Origin of the sequence: Polaribacter uvawellassae (assembly GCF_039748955.1) — a bacterium.
Classification (GTDB): Bacteria; Bacteroidota; Bacteroidia; order Flavobacteriales; family Flavobacteriaceae; genus Polaribacter; species Polaribacter uvawellassae.
The window spans coordinates 254298-277762 of record NZ_JBDIZN010000001.1; the positions used below are offsets into that span (position 1 = coordinate 254298).

Annotated in this window: 18 protein-coding genes; 6 read left to right on the forward strand and 12 right to left on the reverse strand. The window is 30.6% G+C overall.

The features are described from left to right. Positions 1–28: 28 nt before the first annotated feature. The 3 genes from ABDX67_RS01215 to ABDX67_RS01225 form a co-directional block, all read right to left on the reverse strand. Positions 29–3169, reverse strand: a complete 3141-nt coding sequence (locus tag ABDX67_RS01215; RefSeq protein ID WP_347172930.1) for a UvrD-helicase domain-containing protein — start codon at positions 3167–3169, stop codon at positions 29–31. Between the two features lie 93 nt (positions 3170–3262). Then, a complete protein-coding gene (locus tag ABDX67_RS01220) occupies positions 3263–4099 on the reverse strand; it encodes a ZIP family metal transporter (RefSeq protein ID WP_347172932.1) in 837 nt (278 codons plus the stop codon). Further along, on the reverse strand, positions 4096–4752 hold the full coding sequence (locus tag ABDX67_RS01225; RefSeq protein ID WP_347172934.1) for a metal-dependent transcriptional regulator: 657 nt from the start codon (positions 4750–4752) through the stop codon (positions 4096–4098). Before ABDX67_RS01225 ends, ABDX67_RS01220 begins: the two co-directional genes overlap by 4 nt. Positions 4753–4860: 108 nt before the next feature. Here ABDX67_RS01225 and ABDX67_RS01230 point away from each other — a divergent pair, with 108 nt between their 5' ends. Further along, complete coding sequence (locus ABDX67_RS01230) at positions 4861–5445, forward strand: transporter (protein ID WP_347172936.1); 585 nt, start codon at positions 4861–4863, stop codon at positions 5443–5445. Here ABDX67_RS01230 and ABDX67_RS01235 read toward each other — a convergent pair. Continuing rightward, positions 5425–5997 carry a hypothetical protein gene (locus ABDX67_RS01235; protein WP_347172938.1) on the reverse strand — a complete coding sequence of 191 codons (573 nt, stop codon included), beginning with the start codon at positions 5995–5997 and terminating at the stop codon, positions 5425–5427. The genes ABDX67_RS01230 and ABDX67_RS01235 overlap by 21 nt on opposite strands. Positions 5998–6173: 176 nt before the next feature. On the opposite strand from ABDX67_RS01235, the gene mfd reads away from it, so the two are divergent. Continuing rightward, a complete protein-coding gene (gene mfd / locus ABDX67_RS01240; RefSeq protein WP_430438066.1) occupies positions 6174–9458 on the forward strand; it encodes a transcription-repair coupling factor in 3285 nt (1094 codons plus the stop codon). Between the two features lie 88 nt (positions 9459–9546). After that, a complete protein-coding gene (locus ABDX67_RS01245; RefSeq protein WP_347172942.1) occupies positions 9547–10407 on the forward strand; it encodes a DMT family transporter in 861 nt (286 codons plus the stop codon). Between the two features lie 4 nt (positions 10408–10411). Here ABDX67_RS01245 and ABDX67_RS01250 read toward each other — a convergent pair whose 3' ends face one another. Continuing rightward, positions 10412–11470 (reverse strand): hypothetical protein, encoded by a 1059-nt coding sequence (locus tag ABDX67_RS01250; RefSeq protein WP_347172944.1) that lies wholly within the window; start codon positions 11468–11470, stop codon positions 10412–10414. 34 nt (positions 11471–11504) lie between these two features. Continuing rightward, positions 11505–12611 carry a DNA-processing protein DprA gene (dprA, locus tag ABDX67_RS01255; RefSeq protein ID WP_347172946.1) on the reverse strand — a complete coding sequence of 369 codons (1107 nt, stop codon included), beginning with the start codon at positions 12609–12611 and terminating at the stop codon, positions 11505–11507. A 96-nt stretch (positions 12612–12707) separates the two neighbouring features. On the opposite strand from dprA, the gene ABDX67_RS01260 reads away from it, so the two are divergent. Next, entirely contained in the window at positions 12708–13616 is a 909-nt protein-coding gene (locus ABDX67_RS01260) for an HU domain-containing protein (RefSeq protein WP_347172948.1), read from the forward strand. Positions 13617–13698: 82 nt separating this feature from the next. Then, entirely contained in the window at positions 13699–14208 is a 510-nt protein-coding gene (locus ABDX67_RS01265; protein ID WP_347172950.1) for an acyl-CoA thioesterase, read from the forward strand. Positions 14209–14334: 126 nt separating this feature from the next. Here the strand turns inward: ABDX67_RS01265 and ABDX67_RS01270 are convergent, their stop codons facing one another. The 3 genes from ABDX67_RS01270 to ABDX67_RS01280 are packed head-to-tail and all read right to left on the reverse strand — an operon-like array spanning position 14335 to position 17275. Further along, positions 14335–15552, reverse strand: coding sequence for a murein hydrolase activator EnvC family protein (locus ABDX67_RS01270; RefSeq protein ID WP_347172952.1), 1218 nt, complete (start codon positions 15550–15552; stop codon positions 14335–14337). Beyond that, positions 15552–16325, reverse strand: coding sequence for a lipoprotein insertase outer membrane protein LolB1 (gene lolB1, locus ABDX67_RS01275; protein ID WP_347172954.1), 774 nt, complete (start codon positions 16323–16325; stop codon positions 15552–15554). The genes ABDX67_RS01270 and lolB1 overlap by 1 nt, the downstream gene beginning before the upstream one ends. A gap of 8 nt (positions 16326–16333) precedes the next feature. Continuing rightward, positions 16334–17275, reverse strand: a complete 942-nt coding sequence (locus ABDX67_RS01280; RefSeq protein WP_347172956.1) for a tetratricopeptide repeat protein — start codon at positions 17273–17275, stop codon at positions 16334–16336. Positions 17276–17391: 116 nt separating this feature from the next. Here ABDX67_RS01280 and ABDX67_RS01285 point away from each other — a divergent pair, with 116 nt between their 5' ends. After that, on the forward strand, positions 17392–19260 hold the full coding sequence (locus tag ABDX67_RS01285) for an ABC-F family ATP-binding cassette domain-containing protein (RefSeq protein WP_347172958.1): 1869 nt from the start codon (positions 17392–17394) through the stop codon (positions 19258–19260). Here ABDX67_RS01285 and ABDX67_RS01290 read toward each other — a convergent pair whose 3' ends face one another. From ABDX67_RS01290 to ABDX67_RS01300, 3 genes are all read right to left on the reverse strand, one after another. Further along, positions 19261–19977, reverse strand: a complete 717-nt coding sequence (locus ABDX67_RS01290) for a 3'-5' exonuclease (RefSeq protein WP_347172960.1) — start codon at positions 19975–19977, stop codon at positions 19261–19263. It abuts the gene before it with no gap. A gap of 87 nt (positions 19978–20064) precedes the next feature. After that, complete coding sequence (locus tag ABDX67_RS01295) at positions 20065–22155, reverse strand: T9SS type A sorting domain-containing protein (RefSeq protein ID WP_347172962.1); 2091 nt, start codon at positions 22153–22155, stop codon at positions 20065–20067. 155 nt (positions 22156–22310) lie between these two features. After that, positions 22311–23417 (reverse strand): hypothetical protein, encoded by a 1107-nt coding sequence (locus tag ABDX67_RS01300; RefSeq protein ID WP_347172964.1) that lies wholly within the window; start codon positions 23415–23417, stop codon positions 22311–22313. Positions 23418–23465: the final 48 nt, after the last annotated feature.

The window sequence follows — 23465 nt, forward strand, 5'->3', positions numbered from 1 at the left end:
ATTTTTTTTTTGATTTTACAAAGATAAATTAAATTTCTTCTATTGTAATTTCTTCGTTAATATATATAAGTAGTTTTTTTATCACTTTTAAGCCCATTGATGTTAGCAAATCTTGGTAACTAATTAATTGTTGATGATATTCTTTCGCTGGTTTTCCTGTTTTATAATCAATAATAATAACTTCGTTTTCTGAATTAAAAACCAATCGATCTGGAATAAAAATATGATTGTCTTTTGATACAATTTCTTGCTCGTTAAAAACAACAACTTCATCAGAATAGTAGTTTTTTAACTTCGGATGACAAACCACATCAAAAAATAATTTCTTTAATTTTTTTGTTTTTTCAGAATTCAAAAAACCCTGTTGTAAATAGTGCTGAACTACTTTTTCTACATCTTCTTTTACTACTATTTTAGACAACATTTCGTGCACCAAATTTCCATATTCAATCGCTTTTCCTTGTGCTGTTTCCCAAAGTTTTGAAGAATTTGCAACCATATAAATATTATGCTGTCGCCAAGAATTACTGATAAATTCTTTCTGAATACTGGATGTGGAAATTGTCTTTTCAGAAATGCTAACTTTCCTTTTATCACCAAAACTATACGTCAACTTTTCATCTGACCAAAAACCATTTTCTTTTAGAAAATTAATTACAATTCCGGAAGTAAAATTGGTACTTACTTCTTCTTTTGAATTGATAGTTTTGTCAGTCACTATATACAATTGTTCAATTGATCTAGTTAAAGCAACATACAGCAAATTAAAATTATCTAATTCTAATTCTTGTCGTTGATTTTCATAAACTGCCACACCGTTTTCTCCAATATATTGAATACTTGAAGTAGCGTTTACCAACAATTCATCAAAACTTTCAAATTGTTCTGTTGGTAAATCTGTCAACCAAGTTTTTGGATTTATTTGTCGATAAATTTCAATATTATACGGGAAAATAACTACAGGAAACTCCAAACCTTTCGATTTATGAATCGTCATAATTTGAACCGCATTTTCTGCTTCTGGCGCAACAATGCTTAATTTGTCTTTCTTCAAATTCCAAAAGTCTAAAAATTGCTGAATTTCAGTTCCTTTTTTCTGCTGTTCAAAAACTACATCTAAAAAGAATTGAATGTACGCATCAGATTCTTCTACTAAATAAAAAGCTCTGATAACTTCTTCAATTTTTTCGTAAAACGGAAGTTTAGAAAAATTTTCTAAATCAAACTGAATGTTATAAGTTGCAATCAATTTAAAAAAGTTGGCACCATTTTTAATATCAAAAGAAGCAATAAAATGGTGTTTATCAGTGTTGATGCTTAAATGGTCATGTAAAAAGTAAACGATATTTAACCACGTTTCTTGATCTTTTGGATGCTGAATTACCTGCAATAAATCAACAATAAAATTTACTTTTTTACTGTTTTGAATCAGTAAAGTTTCCGACGATATTATCTCAATTCCTCTTTCCGATAAATAATTTGCAACAGCAACGCCTTCTTTTTTTCTTCTCACTAAAACACACACGTCTTTTCTAGAAAAATTAGCATCTAAATTAATGATGATTTCATGTACTTTCTTAGCGTATTTTAAGTCATTTTCTTCTTTATCATCTTCTTTTTCTAAAAAATCGATTGAGACAAATCCGCCTTGTTTTTGTGTAGTAATTTGTTTGTTTCCATCAACAAAAAGTTGTTGATACATTGGATTTTGAAAATACCCAGAAACGTACTGAAAAAACGAATTATTAAAATCAATTATTTCGCTATAACTTCTATAATTTGTTTCTAATCCTTTTACCTCTTTATAAACCTGAAATGGGTTCGAATTTCGTTCGTTTTGAACATCAGAGCCCAGTTTAATAAACTGTTCTGCTTTTCCGCCACGCCAACGATAAATTGCTTGTTTTCCGTCACCAACCAACATCAAATTACTCTTTTCTTGCGCCAATGCGTTTTCTATTAACGGAATCAAATTTTGCCATTGTAATATTGATGTATCTTGCATTTCATCAATAAAATAATACATAAATTTTTGACCAATTCTTTCGTAAATAAATGGCGCTGGTTCTTCTTTGATATTGTTAGAAATTAACTGATTAAATTCTGAAATTAACCGAATGTTATTTTCTTCTTTTATGGTTGTTAATTCTGCATTTATTTTGGTTAAAACGGCAAGCGGAATAATACTTTTTAATGCTAAAGAATTCAAGGTAAATTGTTGATATAATTCTTCCGATTCGTTATATAATTCAAGTAATTTTGGAAGAATTTCTTCAATAGTTGTTTTTACTTCGTTGGATTTTGATTTCGCATAAAATACATTTTCTTCAATACGCTCTTTTAGTTTTGATTGATTAAAAAAGCGAGCGTTTTCTATCGTTTTTAAGGATAAAAAGTGCTTCGGTAGTAATGAATAATAAAAATCGTTATGTTTTAAATCTGTCAAATCAATAATTGCTAAACCTTCTTCACTAATTTCTACAAAACGTTTTTCAAGTTCTTTTTGATGACCCGTTAATTTCTTTTTTAAAGAGGTAAAATCACTGATCGTTTTTGAGTTCAGCTTTTTAAAATGCTTTGCATCTTCATCTTTCAATAAAATCTTTGCAAACTCATTTAAATCTTTAGAAATATCCCAAGATTTATCTTCTTTTGCTTTGTCTAAAGAATAATCGATTAAGGTATTTGTAATATCGTTTTCTACACCTATTTTAGAAACCAAGACATCAACCGCTAAAGACAATAAAGTGTCGGAATCTAATTCAACCTCAAAGTTTAAATTCAATCCTAAATCAAAAGCAAAACTTTTAATTATTTTGTGTGTAAAACTATCAATTGTAGTAATTGCAAAAGCGCTGTAATTTTGCAATATCGCTTCTAAAACCAAAGAGCTTCTTTTCTGAATTATGCTTTTATCGAGCTGTGTTTCTTTAAGAATATCTGAAAATTCACTATTTTCTTTTCCTTCAGAAAAAAGCTGCAAATTATTTAAAACGCGCTCTTTCATTTCTGATGCCGCTTTGTTGGTAAACGTAATGGCAAGAATTTTCTGAAAAACAAACCGATCATCAGATTGTAAAACAACTTTTAAATATTCTTTTACTAGCGTAAAGGTTTTTCCGCTTCCTGCGGATGCATTATACACTTGAAAATTTGATGTTGTTTGCAAAAAAAGCTTGTTAAAGTTTGAGTTAGCAATTTAACTAAAAAAAGATTCCCGCTTTCGCGGGAATGATAATTTTTTTATAAAATAAATTGTGTGCTATCCTAAGCCAACATCTAACGACATCATTACAATAAATCCGCCAATAAAACCTAAAGTAGCAATATCAGTGTATTTATCTCGCTGTGTTTCTGGAATTACTTCTTCAACTACAACAAAAATCATTGCTCCTGCAGCAAACGCTAATGCATAAGGTAAAATTGGTGTAAAAAAGGAAACTGCAACAGCACCTAAAACAGCAGCTATTGGTTCTACAATGGCAGATAATTGTCCATACCAAAAACTTTTAAACCTACTAACTCCTTGTCTTCTTAACGGCATTGCAACAGCAAATCCTTCTGGAAAGTTCTGAATTCCAATTCCAATTGCTAATGAAATCGCAGCAATAATCATTTCGGTTTGTTCTACACCAACCAGCGTTGATGCTGCACCAAATAGAACTCCAACTGCTAATCCTTCCGGAATATTATGTAACGTAATTGCTAATGTTAACAAAGTTGTTTTGTGCCAATCGGTTTTTACACCTTCGGCTTCAGATTCTTTAAAGTTGATATGTAAATGCGGTAATAATTTGTCCATTCCAAACAACGCTAATGCTCCTAAAGCAAATCCAATAACAGAAGGCAGTACTTTTACAAAACCTTCTCCAGGACTGTTCTCTATTGCTGGCGCTAACAAACTCCAAAAACTTGCAGCTACCATAACACCGCCCGTAAAACCTAACATTCCGTCTAATACAGCTCTGTTTAATTTCTTAAAAAAGAAAACTAAACTTGCTCCTAAAGCTGTTAAGCCCCAAGTAAATAAAGATGCGTATAATGCTGCCCAAATTGGGTTTTCTCTCGCAAATGCAACTAATTGATCAAATGTACTCATTGTTTTTGTATGTATAAATTGTTTGCAATTTTATGTGAAACTGTCATTTTTTTATGGTTGATTTTTATCGTCATAGAATTATCAAAATCTTCTTTTTCCAATACTTCAACTTGTTGACCTAATGCAATTTTCTGTTTGTCTAAAAACTGTAAAAAAGAAGCCGAAGAATCTTTTACGCCAACACAAATTCCTGAATCGTTTATTTTTAATGTTGATAGTAAGTTTTTTTCCATTTGATGAAGGTTTCCATCTGTGTCGGGAATCGGATCACCATGTGGATCAAATTTAGGAAAGCCTAATAATGCATCAATTTCATTAATTAATTTAGATGATTTTATATGTTCTAATTGTTCTGCTACATCGTGTACTTCATCCCAATTAAAATTTAATTTTTCAACTAAAAAAACTTCCCATAAACGATGTTTTCTAACTATTAATGCAGCTGTTTTTTTACCTTCTTTCGTTAAAGTAACTCCTTGATATTTTTTATAAACCAGCACGTTCTTATCTGCCAATTTCTTAATCATATCAGTTACTGAAGACGCTTTGGTTTCTAATTTTTTTGCAATAGCATTTGTGCTTATTCCATTCTCAGAATAGAACCCTAAGTGATAAATAGTTTTTAAATAGTTTTCTTCAGAAGATGTAAACATATCGAGATAATTATACTGCAAATATATTCTTTTTTTGAATTAATTGAAATTATTTTTAGACTTATCTAAAAATAATTTTATATTTACAAAAAAATTACTCTACTTTAAATGAAGTTATCAAAAAAAATTAATGCTATTATAATACTCTTTATAACAGGAATTACCTCTGCACAAGAAATTATCACCGATAGACCAGATCAAACGGAAAGTTCATCTACATTACCGGCAAAGAGTTTACAAATAGAAGCTGGTTCTCTTTTTCAAAGAAGTAGCGGAATACAAACAAATGCTTATCCATCCGTTTTATGGAGACATGGAGTTACTAAAGGTGTTGAGTTTCGGTTTTTAACCCAATTCGAAACCAACAAACAATTAAATAGCTCATTAAAAAATAGCGGAATAAGTGATATTCAAGTAGGGACAAAAATTCAACTATTAAAAAAAGAAAATATAAATACTGAAATTGCTTTTTTATCACATTTAATCTTGCCAACTGCAAAAAGTGAACTATCAAACAATAACATTGGAACTATAAACAAGTTATCAATATCACATTCTCTTTCTAAAAATATTGACTTAGGATACAATGTTGGTTATGACTACTTTGGAACTGGGAATGGAAACTTAACGTACTCTGTTGCTCTAGGTGTTTCCTTATCTCAAAAAAAGAATTTAATTATTATTACTCCATAATCTAGGCACCTGATTTCGGGGCTTAAAACTATATACAACACCTACAGAAAAATAAGTATGAGAACGCATACTTTTATATGCTTCTGGCGAAATTTTATAAAGCAATTGTGAATTTATACCATAATTAGAGTTCAACCAAAATGTTCCACCAGCACCAATATTAGTTGTTGATGTTAGTTTATAAGTTGTTTTTAAAAGACTTCCTCCAAGAATTATATAGGGAACAAAATTATCATTAGAAGCACCAAAATCATATTTAAAAGCGCCATCAATAGATAAATAAGAAACACTATTTGTGTAAAGCCCAGAAATTCTATCAATAGCACTAAAAGAAAATCCAGCGTCTAATGTTAATCCATTAAAAAAGTATCTAGAAATATTTAAAGTTGGAACTTGAAAAATAAATTGATCTCCAACAACCTTTGTGTCTTCCGATGCAAATTTTGCAACTCCAATACTTGCACCAACCACCCAACGATTTTCTTTATTTTGTGCAATAGTTTGAAAACCAATAAGTAGTAATAATAAAAATGTTTTTAAAGATTTTAACATATGTTTTTATGCATTTCTTTTTAATAACTAATTTTTGATAAAGTTATTGTATTTTTTTTAAACTGAGTTTAGAGATTAATTTATTACAAATAGTTGTAGTACATTTGCTTAAAATAGTTGAATTGAGTAAAGAGATTATTATCAATCGATATAAAAAATCTGCAAAAACAGCGCAGATTTTATCGGAACTTCAACGCGAAAAGAACCATTTTCAAATTACGAATTTGGTAGGTTCGTCGTTGTCTTTTGTTATTTCCGAAACTTTTAAAAAAATAGATAAACCTTATCTTTTAATCTTTAATGATAAAGAAGAAGCTGCTTATTTTCTAAATGATTTTGAACAATTATTGGGCGATAAAAACGTGTTGTTTTATCCTGGTTCTTATAGAAGGCCTTACCAAATTGAAGAAGTAGATAACGCAAATATTTTGTTGCGTTCTGAAGTTTTAAACAGAATTAATTCGCAAAAAAAACCTGCAATTATTGTTACATACCCAGATGCATTATTTGAAAAAGTTGTAACTAAAAAAGAGCTTGAGAAGAATACGTTAAAATTAAATATTGGAGAAAATCTTTCGTTAGATTTTGTTAACGAAGTCTTGTTTGAATACCATTTTAAACGTGTAGATTTTGTAACCGAACCTGGCGATTTTTCTGTGCGTGGCGGAATTATAGATGTATTTTCTTTTTCTAATGACAAACCTTACAGAATAGAATTTTTTGGCGATGAAGTAGAAAGCATCAGAACTTTTGATGTTGAAACGCAACTTTCTATTGACAAATTGAAAAAAATCAGCATTATGCCAAATGTTGAAAATAAAACACTGCAAGAAAAAAGAGAAAGTTTTCTAAAATACATTTCGTCTAAAACAATTATTTTTCATCAAAATATTGATTTATTAACGGGTAAATTAGACACTTTTTACGCAAAAGCAACCGAAGCTTTTAAAGAATTATCCAAAGAAATTAAACGCGCAGATCCAGAAGAATTGTTTTGTAATGGCGCGTACATAAAAGAACAAATAAATCAGTTTTCTGCAGTTGCAATCAATCAATCAGAAAAGGCAAAAACAACTACAAATGTTCGGTTTAATGTGTTGCCCCAACCTTCTTTTAACAAGCAATTCGATTTATTAATTACCAATTTAAACAACTATTCTAAACAGGGTTATACCAATTATATTTTTTGCGCAAATACAAAACAAGCTGAACGTTTTCATGATATTTTTAACGATGTAGAAAAAGATGTTAGCTACGAAACTATCGTTTTTCCGTTGCATGAAGGTTTTATAGATACTGATGAAAAAATAGTTTGTTATACAGATCATCAAATTTTTGAACGTTATCATAAATTCAGATTAAAAAACGGATACGCAAAAAAGCAATCCATTACGTTAAAAGAAATCAATAATTTAGAAATTGGCGATTATGTAACGCATATAGATCACGGAATTGGAAAATTTGGTGGTTTACAAAAAATTGATGTTGAAGGAAATAAGCAAGAAGCAATTAAGTTATTTTATGGCGACCGCGATATTTTATACATCAGCATTCACTCGTTGCATAAAATTTCAAAATTTAATGGAAAAGATGGCAAAGCACCAAAAATTTACAAATTGGGTTCTGGTGCTTGGAAAAAAATCAAACAAAAAACCAAAGCAAGAGTTAAGCATATTGCATTTAATTTAATTCAATTATACGCAAAAAGAAAACTGCAAAAAGGTTTTGCTTTTGGACCAGATACACACATGCAACATGAACTGGAAGCGAGTTTCATTTATGAAGACACACCAGATCAATTAGCAGCAACACAAGATGTAAAATCCGATATGGAAAACCAACAGCCAATGGATCGGTTAGTTTGTGGTGATGTTGGTTTCGGAAAAACAGAAGTTGCAATTAGGGCCGCTTTCAAAGCTGTTGATAATGGTAAACAAGTTGCTGTTTTAGTGCCAACAACAATTTTGGCATATCAACATTTTAGAACATTTACTGATCGATTAAAAAACTTTCCAGTTACAGTAGATTATTTAAACCGTTTTAGAACTGCAAGTCAGAAAAGAGGAGTTATTGAAGGAGTTGCTGACGGCTCAGTTGATATTGTAATTGGAACACATCAATTAACCAACAAAAGCATTCAGTTTAAAGATTTAGGTTTGTTAATTATTGATGAAGAACAAAAATTTGGTGTTGCTGTAAAAGACAAATTAAAAACCATCAAAGAGAATGTTGATACGTTAACATTAACTGCAACTCCAATTCCAAGAACTTTACAATTTAGTTTGATGGCTGCAAGAGATTTATCAGTTATAAATACGCCGCCACCAAATCGTCATCCGATAGAAACTAACGTAATTCGATTTTCAGAAGAAACCATTAGAGATGCTGTTTCGTATGAGATTTCTCGTGGTGGACAAATATTTTTTATTCATAATAGAATTGAAAACATTAAAGAAGTTGCTGGTTTATTACAACGTTTATTGCCAAGTGCAAAAATCGGAATTGGTCATGGACAAATGGAAGGAAAAAAACTAGAAGATTTAATGCTCAGATTTATGAATAATGAATTTGATATATTGGTTTCTACAACCATTGTAGAAAGCGGGTTAGATGTACCAAATGCCAACACCATTTTTGTGAATAATGCCAATAATTTTGGGTTATCAGATTTACATCAAATGCGTGGTAGAGTTGGTAGATCAAACAAAAAAGCGTTCTGTTATTTTATTACGCCACCGCATCATATGATGACTGATGATGCTCGAAAACGAATAGCTGCATTAGAATTATTTTCTGAATTAGGAAGCGGAATTAATATTGCTATGAAAGATTTAGAAATTCGTGGCGCTGGAGATTTATTAGGCGGAGAACAAAGTGGATTTATCAACGATATTGGTTTTGATACCTATCAAAAAATATTGTCTGAAGCAATTGAAGAATTGAAAGAAAACGAGTTTGCAGCATTGTATCCGGCTGATGAATCGAAACCGAAAGAATTTATAAAGGAAGTTACGATTGATACCGATTTCGAAATTTTATTTCCGGATGATTATGTGAATTCTATTACAGAACGTTTGAATTTATACAACAAATTGGGAGACTTAAAAACCGAAGAAGAATTGGTAAATTTTGAAGCTGAAATCACGGATCGGTTTGGGGAAATTCCGATTCAAGTTGTAGATTTATTAGATTCTGTTCGCATTAAATGGTTGGCAAAAAAATTGGGATTAGAAAAAATTATCTTGAAGAAAAAACGCATGATTGGTTATTATGTTTCTGATCAACAAAGTCCTTTTTATCAAACAGAAGATTTTACAAACATGTTAAAATATGTTCAGCAAAATCCAAAAAGTTGCGTAATGAAAGAGAAACAAACCAAAAATGGTTTGCGTTTATTAATTACTTTTATTCATATTGATTCTGTAGGTAAAGCATTGTCTATTCTTGAAAAAATTAAATAAACATGTCCGTTCGAGCGGAGTCGAGAACTTTTAAAATATAGAATCATAATAGCAATCTCTCGACTCCGCTCGAGGAGACAAAAAAAATATGAAAAACGAACATCTAAAACACATTTCAGAACTTTTACTCGCTACTTTATTTATAAGTACTTCTGGTGTTTTAGGAAAATATATAGAAATGCCGCCTTCAATTATGGTTTGGTGGCGTTCTGCTTTAGCGCTTGTTTTTTTATATGCTTATTGCCGATTTAAAAAAATAGATCTTAAAATACATTCTAAAAAAGATTTCTTCACATTTACACTTGGAGCTATTTTTATGGCAGCGCATTGGACTACATATTTTTATGCTTTAAAACTTTCAAACGTTGCTTTAGGAATGTTGTCTTTATATACATTTCCAGTAATTACGGCTTTGTTAGAACCGTTGTTTATCAAAACAAAATTCAATCCAATTCATATTGTTTTAGGTTTGGTTGTGTTGCTCGGAATTTACATTTTAGCACCAGAATTTGATTTAGAAAGCAATCATGTAAAAGGAATTATTTTAGGGGTGATTTCAGCCTTGTGTTATTCGTTAAGAATCTTAATTTTAAAACAACATGTTGCGGTTTATAACGGAACCATGTTAATGTTTTATCAAGTGCTTTTTATCACCATTTTATTTGCGCCATTATTGTTCTTTTTTGATACTTCTGGAATAGAAACGCAATTGCCATATTTGTTGTTATTAGGTTTATTAACAACTGCAATCGGACATACGTTAATGGTAAGAAAACTGACATATTTCTCCGTTTCTACAGCAAGTATTATTAGTAGTATTCAGCCAATATTCGGAATTCTTTTAGCTTTTTTCTTCTTGAATGAAATTCCGACTTTAAACACATTTTTTGGCGGATTGTTGATTTTATCTACTGTTGTAATTGAGAGTATTCGCTCAAAGAAAAAGTAAAATTCTATTTCGGGTTTTCGTCTTGATAATTCCGTTTTACAAACTCTAAAGCAGTTTCAATAATTTCACCCATATTATTACTTTTCTTAAAATTAACATCTAAGGTAAAATCAAAAATTTGATTTTTTAGCAACGTTACATTTTTCTCAGTTGAAATGGTATCATGTTTCATAGCGTTTATCAACTGGGTAATTCTATTCTCAGAACTTAAAATTCTTTTTGCAACAATAGAGCGTTCTTCAATTTTATATTGCTCAATAGAAGAATCCTGTAGCTTTTCACCAACCAAAGAAACCATTTTATTATTTTCTTTAAAAAACTGCGGATAATAGACTTTAAACTTTCCTTCAAAACTTTGCTGGTCAAAATCTATGGCTCTAATTTTATATACAATATGATCAAAATCGTGCGTTGGCACAATCACATAATTATAAGAACGCATGTCTCCTAAAAGCCGAATCATACAGCGTTCGTTAAACTTTACAAACTCTTTTGCAATTTGCGATTTTTCTGATTCTGTACATTTTGGTAAAAAATCTTTGATAAAATCGTCTCCAGGAATTCCTGCAATATGTTCTTCTATTAACGTGTCTTTGTACACCAAAAAATTTAAATTATAAGGCGATAAAATATGTTCTAATTCTAATCCATATACTCGAGAAGCGTCTGTTTTTTTTACATAAAAATACGTGTAATTATCGTTTAAAATATTCCGAACTTTTACACGAAAAGGTTTCGAATTGCCAAACGTGCAATAATCAACAGCATCAATATTTAAGTATTTAATGGTTTCTTCGTTTCCGTTAGAATGCAATATTGTGTAAACTTTTTTTAAACTTAAATCAATTTCTTGTCGTTCAAATTCAGAATAATACGTTCGTACCCAAAGTGTGTCTTCATCATTTTTATCATACACAACTACAGAACCTTGAAAACGAAGTAAGTCATCATAAAAAATCGGAATTTTTATATTTCTACTATTTTCTATCAAATAGTCATTTAATAACTCATTAACAGGAAAAGCAGGTTTTTTTTGCGACATTAATTTTTCTTCGGATGCCATTTCTTATGATTTTTATCAAAAATAAGGATAAAAACTACACTTCAAACAATTTTCCCGGCAAAGGTTGTACAACACCTTTCATTTCTAATTGTAATAATAAAGGCGCTAATTTGTAAATTGGAATATCACAATCTATAGCAATTATATCCAAAAGTTGTTTGCCGTTTTGAAGCAAATAATCGTACACTTTTTGTTCGGTGTTATTCAGTTCAACAAACAGTTGTTTTTGAATAGGTTTTGACTTTTTCTGTTTTGAATCAAGATCCCAATTCAACATTTTTGCAACATCTTCTGCAGAAGTTAACAACGCTGCTTTGTTGTCTTTCATCAAACGATTACAACCTTTACTATATAAATCTGTTGTTCTTCCAGGAACTGCAAAAACGTCTCGACTATACGAATTGGCAATATCTGCAGTAACCAACGAACCTCCTTTTTCTGCAGATTCTATGATAATTGTTGCTTGAGAAATTCCTGCTACAATTCTATTTCTTTGTAGAAAATGTTCTCTTAACGGATCTTCATCATGCCAAAATTCTGTAATAAAACCGCCATTTTCATTCACTTGATTGATGTACTTTTTATGTGATTTCGGATAAATTTGCTCAAATCCGTGCGCTAAAACGGCAATAGTTTGTAGTTTGTTTTTTATCGCTTCTTTATGTGCACAAATATCAACTCCATAAGCAAAACCACTTACAATAATCGGATTATACGCCGTTAAATCTTTGATCAATTCATTACAAAAACCGCTTCCGTAAGACGTCATATTTCTTGTGCCAACAATGCTAATGATGCGTTCGTTTTGCAGGTTGATATTTCCATCTTTAAAAAATAAAATGGGCGAATCAATACATTGTTGCAAGTTTTTTGGATAATCATCATCTAAAAAATAAGAAGTTGCAATATTATTCTGCTCAATATATTCGAGCTCTTTTTCTGCTAAATTTTTGTGTTGATTATCAAATAATTGATTGGTAACATGCGTTCCAATTCCGTTGATTTTTAATAAAGTAGCTGGTTTCTCTTTAAAAATCTGACGAACATCTCCGGTAGCGACAATTAGTTTTTTTGCTAAAATATCGCCCACAGCTTTTGTTTTTTGCAAACGCAAAATGGCTAGTAATTTTTCTTTTTTCAAATCGCAATAAATTGACACTCAATATACAATAAATTTTTGTTGATAAGTTTCTAATCACCTTCGTTTTTTTTACAAAAAAATACTAACTTTGTTTCTATGACTTTAACTAGCTACATCAACGATTTATTATACAGATACGATTGCGTAATTATTCCAGATTTTGGAGGATTTGTAACCAATGCTATTTCGGCGAAAGTGAATCATTTTTCACATACATTTTATCCGCCAACAAAACAAGTTACTTTTAATGCGCATTTAAAAAATAATGATGGTTTATTAGCCAATCATATTGCTTCATCAGAAAATATTTCTTTTGAAAAAGCATCAGAAAAGATTAGTGAAGTTGTAAAAGCTTGGAACGCGCAATTAAAAACAGAAGCTGTTGTTATTGGTAAAGTTGGTAGTTTGTCTTTAAATAAAGAAAATCAACTAATCTTTGAACCAAATTCAGAATCAAATTATTTGATTGAAACGTTTGGAATGAACACTTTAAGTTCTCCAGCAGTAAAACGTTTAGAATATCAACAACAAGCAACAAAATTAACGCCTGTTGTTGCAAAAAAATCATCATCAAGATTTATAAAATATGCTGCTGCAGCTGCCATATTTTTAACTGTTGGCGCAATTGGTTGGAATGGTTATCAAAACAATCAATTAAAAGAACAGTACGCAAAACAGCAACAAGATCTTGAGAAAAAAATACAATCTGCAACTTTTGTAATTGGAGATCCGTTACCGACAATTCAATTAAATGTTGCAAAAGAAACACCTAAAAACTTTCATATTATTGCTGGTGCCTTTGAATTTCCTGAAAATGCTGAAAAAAAATTACGCCAATTAAAAGCAAAAGGTTTTAATGCAGAAATTATAGGGAAAAATAAATGGGGCTTAACGCAAGTAACCTATTCTAGTTTCGAAACCAGAGCAGAAGCTTATAAAAATCTAGAAAAAATCAGAGATACTTATTCTGAAGATGCTTGGATGTTTATAAAGAAACTACAGTAAAATCACTTTTTTAAGACGAATATCACAATAAGATTCATCTCTTATTGCTTATCTTTGCGGAAAATTTAAATTTCTATTTCTAATGCATTCAAAAACTCCAAAAGAATCATTAACTGTTTTAACAGATATGGTTTTACCAGGCGAAACAAATCCTTTAAATAATTTATTTGGTGGAGAAATTCTGGCAAGAATGGACAGAGCTTGTAGTATTGCTGCTCGTCGTCATTCTAGAAGAATTGTTGTAACTGCATCTGTAAATCACGTTGCATTTACAAAAGCAGTTCCTGTTGGTAGCGTTGTTACTGTTGAAGCAAAGGTTTCTAGAGCTTTTAAATCTTCTATGGAAATCTATGTGGATGTTTGGATTGAAGACCGAGAATCTGGAGAAAGAGCAAGAGTAAACGAAGGAATTTACACCTTTGTTGCTGTTGATGAAACTGGAAGTCCTGTTCCTGTTCCGCAAGTTACACCAGAAACAACATTAGAAAAAGAACGTTTTGATGGCGCTTTAAGAAGAAAGCAATTGAGCTTAATTTTATCAGGAAAATTAGAGCCAAATAAAGCAACAGAATTAAAAGCTTTGTTTAACTAAAGAGTTTGTGTTATTACTTAAAAAGGCAAAAAGAAGAAGATTCTTTAGTTAGATTCCCGTTTTCACGGGAATGACAATTTTATTTGAATTTCGATGCAAAGCCTCGAAAAACATTTTTCAACTAAACTACCTTTTTAGCAACCAACTTGATGGGTTTTGTCGTTGTGTTTCTTTGTGTAACACAAAAACTAATGTTGTTTTTCCAGTAACTTTATTGGTAAATATTTTTCCTAGAACTTGTCCTGTAACAACGTTATCGCCTTTATTTACTGTTAACGATTCTAAATTATTATAGGTTGTAATGTAATTTCCATGCTGAATTAAAATTGCTTTTCTTCCACCAGATAAAACTTGTATTGCCAATACTTTTCCGTTAAAAACACTTTGAGCTGTTGAACCTTCTTCTGTGGCAATATGTAACCCAGAACTTGTAATTGTAATTCCGCGTAATGTTGGGTGCGATTGTTTTCCAAATCTACGAACAACCAATCCGCTTTTTACAGGCCAAGGAAGTTTTCCTTTATTTTGTTCAAATTTTAATGCTAAGGCTTTTGCTTCTGGAGTTAATGCAAAACTGGTTGATTTTTTATTGCCTTTTTTTGCATTTGATTTTGCAATAGCCTCTTTAATAATTTTATCTATCTGAGCTGCAATTTTACGTTCTTCTTTTTGCTTTGCATTTATTTCTCTGATGTATTGTTTTTCTTTTCTTTTGATTTGAGAAACCAATTTTTCTTTGTTTTTTTTATCAATTTCAATTTTTTGTTTCTCTTCTGTTTCTACTTTTATCAACGTGTCTTTTTCTTGTTTTGTAAATAAAAGTGAATCGTTTAGTTTTTTTATTACATCCGTTTGTAAAACAATTTCTTGTCCTTGTTTTTTTCTAAACTTAGTATATTGTTTCATGTACTGCACACGTTTATAAGCTTGCTGAAAACTTTCTGAAGACATTAAAAACAACAACTGACTTTGTTTAGATTTACTTTTGTATGATTTAAAAATCATATCGGCATAATCTTTCTTTAAAGAAGTAAGTTGCTTGGTTAGTTTTGTAATTCTTTTTTCGTTTTGCTTTATTTCTGATGATAAAAGCGCCACTTCTTTATTGATAGATGCAATATAATCTGCTCTAGTAACTATTTTCTGATTAAGATCTTCTAAAGCATCTAAAGCGTTTTTTTCTTTCTTTTGTTCAGAAAACAACAACTTGTTTACTTGAAGAATTTCTTGCTTTAACTTTTTCCTTTTTTCTTCTAGTTCTTTTCTTGTTTGCGCGTGAGAAGTAGCAATATTAGAAAATAATGCAATCAGAAAAACACAGAAAAAAAATTTAAAAGGTTTCATTAAAAAACAACTTGTTTATATCCGTTTGGTACTTTAAAAGGTGTAGAAAACTTTTTATTAAAAATAACCGATCTATATTCTATGTCTATATTTGTAAAGCTATTTTTTCCTATTGCTCTAATTTCTATATTCTTCGGAAATACTTCTCCGTCTGTTGTTGTGTATCTTTTGTAGGCAACTTTTAAGGATTGATTTTTAAGTGAATTGTACAATTCTTGCTTGTCTAATTTAAAGTGAATTGGATTGATCCAAAACAAAATATCAAACAATGCTTTTTGTTTTTCTGGAATCAATAAATGTGCGTTATTATCTACAACAGCTTTGTATTTTTGAGCGTTTAAATCAAGTATTGTTTGTCCTAATAATAAATTTTGCAATTGTGTAAAATTAACTTCAGTTCCTAACATCTTTTTTAGCAATTCAAAATTACCTTTAAAATACGTTCTATTTATTTTTTCGTAATAGCTAACAGAATTGGGTGTTATTTTAACTCGAGCTGCAATTACGCCATAATAAGTAGCGTTTAACCAAATAACTTTGTCTTTGTCTATTCGTAATTTTACAGTTAAATTTTCATCAGTTTTATTGTCTTTATAGGCAACTTTAAGTCTTGCTTCTACAGTATTTTTATGAAATTTATTTTGGATGTGTTTTTTAGAAACTTTCTTTGCCGAAATTGATTTTATATCAGCAGAACTACCAATTGCTGTTCTGCTAGATTTACACGAAGTAAATGCTAATATTAAAATGATTACAACTCTAAAAAACTTCATTTTTATTCTTATTTTTTACGTAATGCTAACGCTTTATTTTTGTTTTTTATTGCTTCTTTTTTGTTTCCTAATTTACCATAACTTATGGCAAGTTCTTCATAAAAATCAGCTTCTAAATTTTTATCATCAATCACAAAGTCTATTCCGTTTAATAATTGTTCAATTGCTTTTTCAAAATTATTATTCTGGTTTAACGCCTTTGCGTTCATTAAATAAACAAAAGCTTGCGCAGGAAAAAGCTCTAAACCAATTTGACTATAAGATAGCAAAACATTGGTGTTGGTATTTGCCGACAAAGTTAATATTTTATAAAGCGACTCAAAACTTTTATCAGATTCAAATTCTTTAATAAATTCTGACAAACCTTTTACTTTTTCGACTTTTGTTGCAACTGTTGATTTTACAAATTCTTTTCTTAAATGAATTAAACCTGGTGTTAATTGATTTGTTTTTTCTAAATCATTTAAAAGTGTTTTTGCTTTTTCTAATTGATTGTTTTGAAAGTATAAATACACTAATTTTTCTCTTCCTTTTGGATTGATTTTTACAATTTTTTCTTGAATTACAATCGCACGTTTAATATTACTAGAAGCCAAATATATTTTTCCTAAATGTTCTAAAACCCAATAATTTTCAGGCTCAATTTTTAAAGCTTGCGTTGCATATTGTTCTGCTTCTAAAAAGCGTTTCATCATCAAATAATTTTTAGAAAGCTCAAATAAAACCGAAACATCATTTGGTTTTAACTCATTACATTTTTCTAGATTTTCTATGGCAACTCTATAATTATAAATAGATTTTTGCGCCAAAGCTTTAAAAAAGTGATCTTGAAATTTTAAAAAATTTTCTTCTTTTAAATTTGGTGAAATAGGAATGCTATCTTGTGAGAATACCTTAATTGGATTCCACAAAAAAAGAAGTAAGAGCAAAGAAGTAACACTTAATTTCATCAAAAAATAACAAATAACGTTGCAAGATAGTATTTATAATATTTCTTAAAAGATAAATTGCCTAAAACCTCTTATAGTTTGATTAGTTTTTAGGTTCTTTGTAAAAACTTTTTATAGTGAATTACTTATCAGTAGAAAATATCTCTAAATCTTACGGCGAAAGAATCCTTTTTGAAGATCTTTCTTTTGGAATCAACAAAGATCAAAAAGTAGCATTTGTTGCCAAAAATGGAAGTGGAAAAACATCCATTTTAAACATTATTGCTGGTTTAGATGTTCCTGATACAGGACAAGTAATTAGCAGAAAAGGAATTCAGATTTCGTATTTAGCTCAGAATGATGAATTAGACCCAAAACTCACCATTAAAGAAGTTGTTTTTTCTTCAGAAAACCAAACTCTGCAAGTTATTGAGCAATACAATAAGGCGTTAGAAAACCCAGAAAATGCAGAAGCGTATCAAAAGGCATTTGAATTGATGGAGCAACACAATGCTTGGGATTTTGACACCCAATACAAACAAATTTTATCAAAATTAAAGTTCGATAATTTACTACAAAAAGTTTCTGATCTTTCTGGTGGACAAAAAAAACGGTTGGCTTTAGCAACTGTTTTAATTAATAAACCCGATTTATTAATTTTAGACGAACCAACAAATCATTTAGATTTAGAAATGATTGAATGGTTAGAAAGTTACTTTGCTAAAGAAAAAATAACGCTGTTTATGGTTACGCACGATCGTTATTTTTTAGAACGTGTGTGTAACGAAATTGTAGAATTAGATCACGGAAAATTATACAAATACAAAGGCAATTATTCGTATTATTTAGAGAAAAAAGAAGAACGAATTGCCTTAGAACAAATGGCTGTTGACAAAGCTAAAAACCTTTATAACAAAGAACTAGATTGGATGCGTCGTCAACCAAAAGCACGTACTACAAAATCAAAATCTAGAATCGATGATTTTTACGAAATCAAAGAAAAAGCACACAAAAGAAGACAAGATCATCAAGTACAATTAGAAATAAATATGGAACGCTTGGGAAGTAAAATTCTTGAGTTGCATAAAATTAAAAAATCGTTTGATGATACATTAATTTTAGATGGGTTTGATTATGTTTTTAAACGTGGAGAACGTATCGGAATTATTGGTAAAAACGGAACAGGAAAATCGTCTTTTTTAAATGTGATTACACAAAAAACTTCTGTTGATGGCGGTAAAGTTATCTTAGGAGAAACCGTAAAATTCGGCTATTATACGCAAAGCGGAATTACCATAAAAGAAGGTCAGAAAGTAATTGAAGTTATTAAAGAATTTGGAGAATATATTCCGTTAACCAAAGGCAGAAAAATTACGGCTGGGCAATTATTAGAGCGGTTTTTATTTGATAGAAAAAAGCAATACGATTTTGTAGAAAAATTAAGTGGTGGCGAACAAAAACGGTTGTATTTATGTGCGGTTTTAATTCAGAATCCAAACTTTTTAATTTTAGATGAACCCACAAACGATTTAGATGTTGTAACCTTAAACGTCTTAGAAAATTTCTTGTTAGATTTCCCAGGAAACTTATTAGTAGTTTCTCACGACAGGTATTTTATGGACAAAATAATGGATTCTCTTTTTGTTTTTAGGGGAGAAGGAGTGATCGAAAATTTTCCGGGAAATTATTCAGATTTTAGAGCCTATGAAGATTCTAAACCTAGAGAAGAAAAACCGAATATCCCTTCATCAAAAAAAGAAGTAACAAAAACTGTTTCTAAACCAAAAGGAAAATTAAGTTTTAACGAAAATAGAGAATTTGGTTTGCTAGAAAACGATATTGCTAAGTTAGAGAAAAAGAAAACTCATATCGAACATCAGTTTGCAAATAACGAAATTTCTCCGGAAGAAATTAACGAGAAATCACAAGAATTAGAGAAAATTATTTTCGATTTAGAACAAAAAGAAGAACGTTGGTTAGAACTTTCAATGAAATTAGAAGGCTAATTAAGCTCTTACAATTTGAAACTCTTCAAGCAATTCTTCATTATTAAAACGCAATACTAATTGCGCAACAGCAACGGTGTCTTTTTCACAATACGTTACAATTCTATCCAAGTTTTTTTCTTTATAATAAACATCGGCAACTTCGCTTCCATCAATATCATCTTTTGGTGATGGAATTCCTAAAATAGATGTTAATAATTTTAAAGAAGAATAATGTTTATAATCGCCAAATTTCCACAACTCCATGGTATCTAAATGCGGAATTTCCCAAGGTTTTTTACCAAATAAATTTAATTTTTTAGGCAATTCAATTCTGTTGATAATCATTCTTCTGGCTATATACGGAAAGTCAAACTCTTTTCCGTTATGTGCACATAAAACGTGTTCTTTTCTGTTAAAGTGCATATCTAGCAATTCTTTAAACTCCAGTAATAAAACTTTTTCATCATCGCCAAAAAACGATTTTATACGTAATTGTTTTTCCTTTTGATTTGATGTAAAATACCCAACCGAAATACAGATTATTTTGCCAAATTCTGCCCAAATTCCGGCACGTTCATAAAAATCTTCGGGAGTAAATTCTTCTTTTCGTTGATACGCTGTTTTTTGTTCAAAAAGCAATTGAGTTGTTTCGGAAACTGCGTGCCAATTTTCTTCTTGCGGAACAGTTTCTATATCAAGAAATAAAATATTTTCTAAGTTGATTTGTAAATTCATAGCAATAATTTTTTATTGTGAAGTTACTAAAAATAAAAAAACCTCGAAAATTCGAGGTTTTTTTAAAATCATTAGAACTAAATAAGGTTATTTAATAACTAGCTTTTTAGTCGCTATTTTATTACCTTCAATTACTTTCATAATGTAAATTCCAGAACTTATATGAGAAATATTTAATTGCTTCGTTCTTCCAAGGAATTTCTGAGTAAAAACTCGTTTTCCAATTACATTAAAAATAGTTACTTCTTTTTCATCACTATTAGAAGACGTAATCGTTAGTTTTCCATTATTTACAGGGTTTGGGTAAGCTACAAAACCTTCAATTGTGTTTTCTCCAATACTTGCTGTTGCTCCTTTTGGAGTTACTTGAGCCCATGTAGTTCCTATACGTAATTCATCAAAATCTATTGCTGGTGTATCAGAAGATTTATCTTGTCTCAAAATAAATTTACTTAATGATGTTGCAACAGCAGATCCAACGACAGTTGTAGATGCGTTAGTGCTTGGAGGCGTTCCTGTTTCAAATGTTGCTGCATCTGGGTTTATCCATAATGAAATTACATGTGTATCAAAATTATAAGCCATCACTACAAAAACTGGTTCTGCTATATTAGCAGTAAAACCTCTATCAAAAATTCCTGTACCATCATTACTAATACCAACTTGAAAAGTTTTTCCTTCTGCTGTATTGTCTTTTACCCAAAGCCTTACTTTAAAAGAACCATTTGGTTGAGCTAAAATAGCAAAGTAATCTCCATTAGTATTAGTTTTAAAGTCATCCATATTTGTTATCTGAAACAAAAAAGAAGTATAAACAATACCTGTACTTGTCTCGTTAAATTTAATTGCCGGATCACTTCCTCCACTAACTAAACTTACCATATTACCTGTTGGGTCTGGATATTGTGCAGCCGTATAATAATTAGTTAAATTTGCTGTTTTAACCTGTATATTATTTGGTGTTGATGATGTGCTATGATTACTCCAATTAGAAGCTGCTATTAAATCTGTATCAGCAGTATAATTAAATGTTTCTGTAATTGGAAAAGGAACACAAGTTGGAGCTTTTAAAGTTTTTGTATAATTACAACTACTTGTACCAGAACCCACAATAGTAATTTCTGTATCCATTCCTTCTGTCATTCCTGTAAATGTAATTGTACCCGTTGCAGAAGTGTTTGGATCATCTCCACCAACTACTATTCCTGCCGGAGCAGTAATTGCATAAGTGCCTCCTGTATTTCCTCCTGTAAAAGCAATTGAGCCATTGTAAGTATCAACACCACTGGTTATTGCATCACAAGTTGTTGTAATAGCTGTAAGAACTAAATCACACGGTTGTGCTACTGAAAAATTTACAGTTTTATTTACAGGTGTACTTAAAGGGTTGCCAGAATTATCTACTAATTCCATATAAATTTTATATGAGTTTCCAGGGGCAACAGTTAAATTAATGTCATTTACGTCTGTCTTGTCTGCTTGAGCAACGTCGTTTAACTTCCATTTAATATAACCATCTCCTGTTCCTCCTGCTGCAACATTAAAATTGTTAACGCCAATTAAAACAGAAACATTTGTTCTAGCATCAAAAACTTGTCCTTCGGTTGGTTGTGCAATTGTTAATATTGGGTCTGTTGATGCAACATTATGCATAAATGATAAATCATCCCAATAAACTGTTGCTCCGCTATATGTTCTTAATTCAAAATAAAATTTTGCAGCACCTGCTGGCGCAGTAATTGTTGTTTCATATTTTGACCATACTCCGCCATTATTATCTAAATAAGCATTGTTTGGACCTCTAATTGCATCTTCTGTATCAACATCATTGTTATCAATGTTTGAGTTTGAATTATCTTTCCAATAAGACCAAATTCTTGCAGAAGTTGCATCACCAGCAGTAACTTTATACCAAATTGTAATTGTGTAGCTATCTCCAGGGACAATTCCTGTTATTGTTTGACCTAAATCTTTTGTTCCACCAATGTGTTTCGCAGAAAAAGAGCCGCCATGTTTCTCTGTAGCATCTTTAGTTGTATTTTCTACTTTTGTCCAGTTAGTTGGACTGGTATCGCTATCCCAGTTTTCAAAACCTCCGTTAAGAAGCATTTCTTGTCCAAAAGAAAAAACACTAATAAAAAGGGTTAATAAAAAAGTTAAAAAGTAATTTTTTTTCATGTGTAAAAAGTTTAAAAGTAAAGAGTTTTTAAAGATATAAAATTATTATTATTCTCAACATTATTATTTTATATTATATAACATAAACTACTGTTTTACAGTAAAAAAGAAAAAGCAGACCTAAGCCTGCTTTTATTCTCAAATAATTCTATAATTTACAATCCTACTGTCCAACCAGCTGCCCAAGTTGGTGCATTTTTACCGTTTCCTGCTCCTGAGTTTGTTCCTTCTGTAAAGTAAGTCTCAGTTCCTGTGTATTCATCTTTTTTAGTCACATTATCAAACTGAATATTTGTTATAACAATGTTTCCGTTTTTTACATTTGCATTTGCTGCGGCATCAGATGATTTAATTTTAATTCCTAAATCAAATCCTGAAGCAAAAATGTTTGATGCAGTCCAGTGACCACCGCCTTCTTTAATGTATAAAGCGCCTTCAGAACCTGGTCCAACAATAGAAATATCTTTTAATACGGCTGTTGTTGTTGGTGAAGCGTTTCCATCATCTCCATTATTAGATCCTTCAATTCCTGCTTTTGTTCCTTTACTAATGTACCAATATTGTCCTGTTCCAGACCATCCATCAGCAAAGTCGATTGAATCATCACCTGAACCTGTAGAAACTAAGTATTTACCAGTTACTGTTCCTCCAAAAAATTCAATTCCGTCATCGCCTCCATTATAAGACTGTACATATTCGAAAGTAGTTCCAGAACCCACACCGAATAATGAAACTCCGTTAAATTCTTTTGATCCATTAAAAGTTGCTCCAGTATATTCTACTCTTAAATATCTAACTGACCCAGAGTTGTCGTTTGTTACTGTTCCTCCATACGTTAAATCAGAAACTTCTGCAGTTGCTGTTGCTCCTTTATTTGTTGGTGCTTTTCCACAAATTACCAATCCACCCCAATCTGCTGGTGCTGGAGTTGCTTTTGAAGAAGTCATAATAACAGGGTTTGTTGCTGTTCCGTCAACAAAAATTTGCGCTCCTTGTGCTACTGCTATATAAGAACTTGTTCCTCCAGATGCTTTAATAACTGTTCCTGCCGGAATTACCAATTTAGCGCCTTCTTGCACAACTAATGCACCTGTTAAATTGTATTCTAAACCTGCATTTAAAGTTACAGTTCCTTGTGTAATATTTCCTTTAAAATTTGTTGCATCAACTATAAAACCATTATCTGGTTCTTCGTTTGAAACTGTACAACTTGTAAATGCAATTGCTACAATTGCTACTAATAATAATACTCTTTTTTTCATTTTATGTTTTTAATTATTTCTATCACAAAGAAATACTTCTTGTTTAAT

Coding starts and splice junctions, on each gene's coding strand:
- ABDX67_RS01250 (WP_347172944.1), bottom strand. CDS start 11,470: ATGGCATCCGAAGAAAAATTAATGTCGCAAAAAAAACCTGCTTTTCCT.
- ABDX67_RS01295 (WP_347172962.1), bottom strand. CDS start 22,155: ATGAAAAAAAATTACTTTTTAACTTTTTTATTAACCCTTTTTATTAGT.
- ABDX67_RS01245 (WP_347172942.1), top strand. CDS start 9,547: ATGAAAAACGAACATCTAAAACACATTTCAGAACTTTTACTCGCTACT.
- ABDX67_RS01235 (WP_347172938.1), bottom strand. CDS start 5,997: ATGTTAAAATCTTTAAAAACATTTTTATTATTACTACTTATTGGTTTT.
- ABDX67_RS01270 (WP_347172952.1), bottom strand. CDS start 15,552: ATGAAACCTTTTAAATTTTTTTTCTGTGTTTTTCTGATTGCATTATTT.
- ABDX67_RS01265 (WP_347172950.1), top strand. CDS start 13,699: ATGCATTCAAAAACTCCAAAAGAATCATTAACTGTTTTAACAGATATG.
- ABDX67_RS01230 (WP_347172936.1), top strand. CDS start 4,861: ATGAAGTTATCAAAAAAAATTAATGCTATTATAATACTCTTTATAACA.
- ABDX67_RS01260 (WP_347172948.1), top strand. CDS start 12,708: ATGACTTTAACTAGCTACATCAACGATTTATTATACAGATACGATTGC.
- ABDX67_RS01290 (WP_347172960.1), bottom strand. CDS start 19,977: ATGAATTTACAAATCAACTTAGAAAATATTTTATTTCTTGATATAGAA.
- ABDX67_RS01280 (WP_347172956.1), bottom strand. CDS start 17,275: ATGAAATTAAGTGTTACTTCTTTGCTCTTACTTCTTTTTTTGTGGAAT.
- lolB1 (WP_347172954.1), bottom strand. CDS start 16,325: ATGAAGTTTTTTAGAGTTGTAATCATTTTAATATTAGCATTTACTTCG.
- ABDX67_RS01225 (WP_347172934.1), bottom strand. CDS start 4,752: ATGTTTACATCTTCTGAAGAAAACTATTTAAAAACTATTTATCACTTA.
- ABDX67_RS01300 (WP_347172964.1), bottom strand. CDS start 23,417: ATGAAAAAAAGAGTATTATTATTAGTAGCAATTGTAGCAATTGCATTT.
- ABDX67_RS01220 (WP_347172932.1), bottom strand. CDS start 4,099: ATGAGTACATTTGATCAATTAGTTGCATTTGCGAGAGAAAACCCAATT.